The sequence below is a fragment of the Paenibacillus sp. GYB006 genome (assembly GCF_036577645.1).
GTDB lineage: Bacteria > Bacillota > Bacilli > Paenibacillales > Paenibacillaceae > Paenibacillus.
In genome coordinates, this window is the sequence record NZ_JARBDA010000074.1 from 1 (window position 1) to 367 (window position 367).

A 367-nucleotide genomic window follows, 5' to 3' on the forward strand; every position below is an offset into this window, starting at 1 on the left:
CACACGTACCCATCCCGAACACGACCGTTAAGCCCTCCAGCGCCGATGGTACTTGGACCGCAGGGTCCTGGGAGAGTAGGACGCCGCCAAGCGAAAACCCTTTTGGGTTATTTTTTTTGCCCTAATGCTTTAATTAACGATAAGGGCCCTTAGCTCAGCTGGTTAGAGCGCACCCCTGATAAGGGTGAGGTCGGTGGTTCGAGTCCACTAGGGCCCACCATGTAACTTCATAATCCAAAATATGGGGCCATAGCTCAGCTGGGAGAGCGCCTGCCTTGCACGCAGGAGGTCAGCGGTTCGATCCCGCTTGGCTCCACCAATATTCCCTGATAGCTCAGTTGGTAGAGCACTCGACTGTTAATCGAGT

The 367-nt window shown here is 54.2% G+C and carries 2 tRNA genes and 1 rRNA gene; all 3 read left to right on the plus strand.

Annotated elements, in window-relative coordinates:
* Window positions 1-92: ribosomal RNA gene (gene rrf / locus PV403_RS25025) — 5S ribosomal RNA — on the plus strand; the annotation flags it as partial.
* Window positions 93-143: 51 nt separating this feature from the next.
* A tRNA-Ile gene (locus PV403_RS25030) sits at window positions 144-220 on the plus strand.
* Between the two features lie 23 nt (window positions 221-243).
* Window positions 244-319 (plus strand) — tRNA-Ala (locus tag PV403_RS25035).
* Window positions 320-367 lie beyond the last annotated feature (48 nt).